The sequence below is a fragment of the Actinomadura rubrobrunea NBRC 15275 genome, assembly GCF_001552235.1.
In the GTDB taxonomy this organism is placed as follows: Bacteria; Actinomycetota; Actinomycetes; order Streptosporangiales; family Streptosporangiaceae; genus Spirillospora; species Spirillospora viridilutea.
This window is the reverse complement of the sequence record NZ_BCQU01000160.1, coordinates 1-6,770: the sequence shown is the minus strand read 5'-3', so window position 1 is coordinate 6,770 and position 6,770 is coordinate 1. Positions and strand designations below refer to the sequence as shown.

Sequence of the window (6,770 nt, the reverse complement as noted above, 5' to 3'; positions counted from 1 at the left end):
AATTTCTCGTTCTGCAGTCATGCGCCGTTTCCCATGCTTCAATTCCCCGGAAACCCTGGCGAGACGGTAGTCACCGATTTGTCGTCGCTCAATAGCAGTCGCGTGGCATGATGTTCGGACTGAATGGCAATAACCAGCCATCCGCCTTGCGCGCGGTGCCGTCGTCGCATTGAGTGACTTTATTCCCGGTTTTCTCCGCATCCCCCCGCGGCGCTGGTGAATGGCGGTGAGAGGATGACCGACTCCACGGTCTCGCCGAGCGGCATGTCCGTCCTCCTCGGGTTCGACCCCCTGGACCCGGGCTTTCGGGCGGACCCGTATCCCCACTACGCCCGGCTGCGCGCCGAGCAGCCCGTTTTTCGCAGCCCGCTCGGATTCTGGCTGTTCACCCGGCACCGGGAGTGCGCGCTGGTGCTGCGCGACCCGCGCTTCGGCTATCCGGACCCCGACGCGGTGAGCGGCGACGACCTGATCGCGGCCGGCTTCGCCGGCCAGCGCAACTTCTTCATCTTCATGAACCCGCCGGACCACACCCGGCTGCGCGGCATCGTCCGGGCCTGGCTCAGCCCGCGCGTGATCCACGGCCTGCGCCCCTATGTCCGGGAGGCGGCGGAGCGCCTGCTGGACCAGGTGCTGGCCCGGGAGGAGTTCGACCTGATCGGCTCCTTCGCGCACGCGTTGCCGTTCGGCGTCGTCTGCGAGCTGCTGGACATCCCGGAGGACGACCGTCCCCAGGTCATGAAGTGGGCGCAGGACTATCTGGGGGGCGTCGGGCCCGTCATCGAGGTCACCCCCGAACGGCACCGCCAGAGGGACCGGGCCCTGGCGGCGTTCACCAGGTACTTCCGCTCGCTGTCCGAGCGCCGGCGCGCACCGGCGACGGACCTGCTCACCCACCTGACCCGGGCGATGGTGGACGGCCGCATGTCCGAGGACGAGCTGCTGGGCACGTGCATCCTGCTGTTCGTCGCGGGCCACGGGACGACCACCAACCTGATCGGCAACTCCGTGCTGGCGCTGCTGCGCCACCCGGACCAGCTCGCCCGGTTCCTGGCGGAGCCGGACCTGGAGGGGACGGCGATCGAGGAGCTGCTCCGCTACGACGCCCCGACGCACATGTCGTTCCGGGTCGCCCTGGAGGACGTGCCTTTGGACGACGGCCATGTCGTCCGGGCCGGGGAGCAGGTGCTGGCCGTGCGCGGGGCGGCCAACCGCGATCCCGAGGTGCACGCCGATCCCGACCGGCTGGACCTGGCCCGGACCGACAACCGGCACCTGACCTTCGGGGGCGGCATCCACGTGTGCCTGGGCGCGGCGCTCGGGCGGATGCAGGCGCGTGTGGCGCTGCGGGCCGTCTTCGAACGCGCGCCGAACCTGGCCCTGGCCCGGCAGGACCTGCGCTACAAGAAGAGCCTCCTGGTGCGCGGGCTCGAGGAACTGCACGTCAGGACGGGCGTCAAGGGCCCGAAGACGGGCACCCGGACGCGTCCTGTCACGTGAGAGAGCAGGCGGTGAGGGCCGGGGGCGGACGCGGCGCAGCGCGGCGACGAGGCGGGAGGGACGCGCGCGTCGCGCGCCGACACCGCCGGCGTCTTCCTCGTCGAGAACGGAAACCGGTCGAGCATTGGAGCGCGGTCGTCCACTCGGCATCGGCGTCCGGTGACGCGTGGCCGCTCGCCGAATGTCACGTGAGTGATCTCCCGCGCGTCTTCCCTACCAGGGACCCTAAGGAGGCAGCATGTCCGTGGTCACCGAACCGGATACCGTACCGGTCGCGAACTTCGAAAAGCACCGCCCCCTGCTGCTCGGGGTCGCGTACCGGGTCCTGGGAAGCGTGGTCGACGCGGAGGACGTGCTCCAGGAGGCCTGGCTGCGGTGGAGCCGCGTGGACCACGCCGGTGTCACCGACCCCCAGTCGTATCTGGTTCAGGTCGTGACGCGGCTGTCTCTCGACCGGCTCCGGCAGGCCAAGGCGCGTCGCGAGGCGTACGTGGGCCCGTGGCTTCCCGAGCCGATCCCGACCGGGCCGGCCCTCGACGAGAGCGCCGAGCTCGCCGACTCGGTCTCGATGGCCATGCTGGTGGTGATGGAGACGCTGTCGCCGCTGGAGCGCGTGGTGTTCGTCCTGCGCGAGGCGTTCGAGTTCTCCTTCGCCGACATCGCCGCCATGCTGGATCGTTCCGAGTCGGCGGTGCGCCAGCTCGCCCGGCGCGCCCGGTCGCACGTGCGCGAGCGCCGTCCCCGGTTCCGGCATGACCGCGCCGTGCGCCGCAAGGTGACCGAGCGGTTCCTGGCGGCGTGTCTCGGCGCGGACATCGGCGGCCTGGTCGAACTGCTCGCCCCCGACGTCACCCTGTGGAGCGACGGCAACGGACGGCCGGGCGCTCCCCGTGTCCCCGTGCGGGGCGCCCGGAAGGTCGGCGGGCTGCTCGTCCAGGGCGTCCGCAAGCTCCTCGCGCCGCGGTCCGCCGGGGAAGCGGCCGACGCGACGGGGACCATCGTGGACGTCAACGGCGGGCCGGCCGTGCTGTTCACCGAGGGCGGCTCCCCGACCGCGGTGATGGTGCTCGACATCGACGCGGCCACCGACCGCGTCGCCGACGTCTGGCTGATCGCCAACCCGGACAAGCTCGCGGCGGTCGACGGCCTTCGTTGAACGGCTCCCGTTCGGGAGAACCGCGGCGGTTCGGAGAACCCGCGCCCGGCATCCCTTCTGCGAGCCGTCGACATCGCGGAGAGCATCGACATTCCGGCATGGCGGCTGCTGCGCACGGGGCGAGGACGGTGCCCGCTCGACGAAGCGGTCGAGTGCGTCGAACGCTTCCTCGGCGACCGCGGTCTGTTCGACGCCATGGCGTTGCGCCGCCGGGTGTTCGAGACCGGAGTCCTCGACGGCGGCAGGGCGGGCGTCGCGCGCCATCAGCGCGTCAGGCTTCGTGCTCCGTCCTGGGGTTTCGCCGAGCGCACATCGAGCGGGATCGTCAGGTCGTCGCACTGGACGAATGCATCGGCGGCGCGACCGCGACTACCCGGCGGCACCGTCGGGCGGGCGGTCGGGCGCGGCCGCAGGTCCGCCGGCGGGACGCCCGTCCGGCCCGGCGCGCGACGCGTCTTCGCGCGGAGCGCAATAGCAATAAATTGTAGATCCGGCGTCGAGAAAGAGAATTGCTCGGCGTGAAACAGAAGGTTAGCATGACGATCATGGTAAACGTCGTGGAGTTGTCGGAAGCGGAGAAGGGCGATGTGCTGAATACCGCGCTGGACATTTGCCGGTCGGAGGGGTACGAAAATGTCTCCCTGACCGTCGTCGCCGCGCACGCCGGCGTGCCCGCCGAGGTGCTGCGGCGCCACTGGCCCAGCGCGAGCGCCCTGCTCATCGACGCCTTCCGCCGGGAGATCGGCGCCGAGTTCCTGCTCACCGACACGGGGGACTTCGCCGCGGACCTGCGCGCCCAGCTCACCGCGGTGGCCAAGGTCTTCACCGACCCGGGCGTCGCCCCGCACCTGACCGCCCTGATCGCCGACATGCAGGGCTCGCCGGACGCCGCCGCGGTGTTCGCCGAACGCGTCTTCGGACCCAACCGGTTCATGGCCCGCGCCCGTTTCGAAAAAGCCCAGAAGGACGGTCAGATCAGGGCCGATATCGATCTGGACGCGGCGATCGACCTGACTTTCGCCCCGCTGTGGTTCCGCCTGTTGCTGCCCACCGGCCCGCTCGATCAGGACTACGCCGCCGCGATCGCAGAGCTGTCCGTCGCCGCGCTGGCTCCCTCTCACTGACCCGCACCGGACACAGGCGAATCGATCGTGCGGAGTAGCGGCATGCATCCCGAGGAGATCGCCTCCCTGCTGCGCAGGGCGGTGCGCGAACGGGTATTGCGGCCCGGGCAGACGCTGAACCAGGACGTGCTGTCCCGGCGGCTGGGGGTCAGCCGGGTGCCGGTGCGCGAGGCGCTGCGCACCCTGGTCGGCGAGGGCCTGATCTCGATGCGGTCCGGGATGGGCGCGGTGGTGTCGGAGCTGGACGCCGACGAGGTCGAGGAGCTCTACGACCTGCGGCTGCAGCTGGAACCGCCGCTGGCCGAGGCGGTCACGCGCAACGCCAGCGAGTGCGACGCCGAGGAGTTGGCCGGCCTCCTGCGCCGCATGGACGAGGCCAAGGAACCGGACCCCGAGGAATGGTCGGGGCTCAACTACGCGTTCCGCCGCCGCATGTACGAACTGTCGGGGCGACCCCACAGCGTGCGCTTGGCGACCCAGGTGCTCAACCTCGTCGAACCGTACTGCCGGTACTACGCGCACGTGCTGGGCGGGCAGGAGCGGATCCGCAACGAGATGGCCAAGGAGATCACGGCCCTGCGCGAGCGTTCCGCGGAGCGGCTGGCCGAGGCGATCAAAGCCCACCTGTGGGAGGCGCGCCGCGAGCTCGCCGCGGCGATGCGGTCCAACGACGCGCCGAGCGACGATCTCTCCGAGCTGTTGTCCGACATTTAGGGCCGGCGTCGGGTGAGCCCGGCTCCGGCAAGGGAGGAGACGTGGCGGCCCACGTGTTCCGGGGAAAGGGGGTGCGCCGCCCTGTCACGGGCGCCCTGGTGGTCCTCCTGCTGCTGTGCACGGCGTGCCAGGGAGGGCGCCGCGGCCCCGGTCGCCTGGGGGACGGGGTCCTGAACGTCGGGGTGTCGCTGTCGCTCACCGGTCAGTTCGCCCAAGAGGCGCGGTTGATGCTGGACGGCTACCGGCTGTGCGAGCGGCGCGTCAACGAACGCGGCGGGCTGCCGGTCGCGGGGCGGCGGGTCCGGCTGAAGCTGCACATCCGCGACGACTACTCGGAGCCCGCCGCGGCCGCCCGCATCGTCGGCATGTTCGCCGACCGGGGCTACCACCTGCTGCTCGGCCCCTACGGCTCGCAGGCCACCGCGGTCGCGGCCGCCGCCGCCGAGCGCAACGGGCAGATCCTCGTGAACGCGTTGGGCGCCAGCGACTCGATCTCCGAACGCGGGTACCGCAACACCTTCTCCGTCATCTCGCCCGCCTCCGAGTACGCCTCCTCGATCTTGTTCGCGCTGCGGGAACTGGCGCGTCCGCAGCCGCGGCGGGTCGTGTTCCTGTCGGCGGACGACGACTTCTCCCGGTCGGTCACGCGGGCAGGCGAGCGCACGGCGCGGTCGCTGGGGATGCGCGTCCTGCCCACCCGCTACTTCCGCAGCGGGGCCACGGACCTGTCGGCGGCGCTGACCCGCGCCCGCAAGGAGCGGCCCGACCTGATCATCGGGGCCGTGCACTTCGCCGAAGGGGTCGTGCTGGTCCGGCAGAGCCGGGAGCTGGGGCTGGACGGCACGGCGATCGCGCTCACCGTGGCGGCGGCGACGGCGGAGCTGCCGCAACGCCTCAACGGGCTCGCCGAAGGCGTCATCGGCGTCAGCCAGTGGGTGCCGCGTCCGGAGAACCGCGACGCCTGGTTCGGCACCGCGGACGACTACGCCGCCGCCTATCGCTCGGCCACCGGCCGGGAGCCGCCGTACCACGCCGCCGCCGCCTCCGCCTCGTGCCTGGCCCTGGTGCTGGCCGTGCGGCGGGCCGGGAGCGACCGGGCCGAGCCGGTGCGGTCGGCCTTGGCGGCGCTCGACGAGCCGTCGTTCTTCGGGCGGATCGCCTTCGACGCCCGCGGCCGCAACGCGTACAAGCACATGACCGTCACGCAGATCCAGCGCGGCCGGCCGGTGCCGGTCTGGCCCGCCGTCGCCGCCGAGTCGACGCTGACCTGGCCCGGGGCGCGATGACGGGGCCGGCCCAGGTGACCGCGTACGGCGTGCTCGACGGCGGCCTGCTGGCCGTGCTCGCCGTGGGCCTGTCCCTCACCCTGCGCATGACCGGGATCATCAACGTCGCCTACGGCGAGTTCGTGCTGATCGGCGCCTACCTGACCTGGTGGCTCGACGGGCATCTGGCCGCCGATCCGTTCCTGGGCGTGCCGATCGCCATGGCCGTGCTCTTCCTGCTCGGCTACCTGCTCCAGCGGCTGGTGCTCAACCGGTTCGTCGACGCGCCGCTGCTGCTGTCCCTGCTGCTGATGTTCGGCCTGTCGGCGCTGCTGCAGAGCGTGATCGTCACGCTGCACCCCAACGGCCCGCAGGCGCTGGTGACGCCGTACGCGCTGGCCGGCCCTTCGATCGCCGGGGTGGACGTGCCGCTGGGACGCCTGCTGGCGTTCGCCTTCTGCATCGTGTGCGTCTGCGCCGTCTCCGCTTTCATCAACCGCACCCGGCTGGGCCTGGTGGTCCGCGCGGTCGGCATGAACCGGAGGGCGGCCCGGCTCGCGGGCATCGATGTGCGCCACGTCCACGCGCTGACGTTCGGCATCGGGACCGCGCTGGCGGGGGCGGGCGGAGCCATGGTCGCCCTGGTGGGCTCCTTCGGCCCGGGCGACTCGGAGGTCTACACGATGGTCAGCTTCGCCGTGGCGGTGCTCGGCGGGCTGCGCGGCGTGCGAGGGGCGCTGGCCGCCGGCATCGTCGTCGGCGTCGCGCAGGCGTGGGCGGCCTACTTCTTCTCCGCGGTGATCGTGTACGCGGTCGTGTTCGCGCTGGCCGTCGGGGTCCTTCTGGTCGATCCGCGGGGCCTGTTCGCGGCCCGCGACCCCGTCGCGGGAGGGGCGCGATGAGCCTCGGGACGCTGGCGTCGAAGGCCGCGGCCGGGCGGGCGGACGGGGACGCCCCGGACCCCCGCCCGGCCGGCGTCCGGCCCGCGGCGGTCGGGTGGAGCCTGGCCGC

Annotated in this window: 6 protein-coding genes; all 6 read left to right on the top strand. The window is 72.0% G+C overall.

What is annotated here, in order from left to right; genetic code table 11:
* The first annotated feature begins 234 nt into the window (after positions 1–234).
* On the top strand, positions 235–1,500 hold the full coding sequence (locus tag AR3_RS28250; RefSeq protein ID WP_067918586.1) for a cytochrome P450: 1,266 nt from the start codon (positions 235–237) through the stop codon (positions 1,498–1,500).
* Between the two features lie 238 nt (positions 1,501–1,738).
* Entirely contained in the window at positions 1,739–2,656 is a 918-nt protein-coding gene (gene sigJ, locus AR3_RS28245) for an RNA polymerase sigma factor SigJ (RefSeq protein WP_067918585.1), read from the top strand.
* Positions 2,657–3,174: 518 nt separating this feature from the next.
* A complete protein-coding gene (locus AR3_RS28240) occupies positions 3,175–3,780 on the top strand; it encodes a TetR/AcrR family transcriptional regulator C-terminal ligand-binding domain-containing protein (protein ID WP_227023406.1) in 606 nt (201 codons plus the stop codon).
* A 42-nt stretch (positions 3,781–3,822) separates the two neighbouring features.
* Complete coding sequence (locus AR3_RS28235; RefSeq protein WP_067918581.1) at positions 3,823–4,494, top strand: GntR family transcriptional regulator; 672 nt, start codon at positions 3,823–3,825, stop codon at positions 4,492–4,494.
* Between the two features lie 41 nt (positions 4,495–4,535).
* Positions 4,536–5,780 carry an amino acid ABC transporter substrate-binding protein gene (locus AR3_RS28230; protein ID WP_067918579.1) on the top strand — a complete coding sequence of 415 codons (1,245 nt, stop codon included), beginning with the start codon at positions 4,536–4,538 and terminating at the stop codon, positions 5,778–5,780.
* Complete coding sequence (locus AR3_RS28225; RefSeq protein ID WP_083952203.1) at positions 5,777–6,661, top strand: branched-chain amino acid ABC transporter permease; 885 nt, start codon at positions 5,777–5,779, stop codon at positions 6,659–6,661. The genes AR3_RS28230 and AR3_RS28225 overlap by 4 nt, the downstream gene beginning before the upstream one ends.
* Positions 6,662–6,770: the final 109 nt, after the last annotated feature.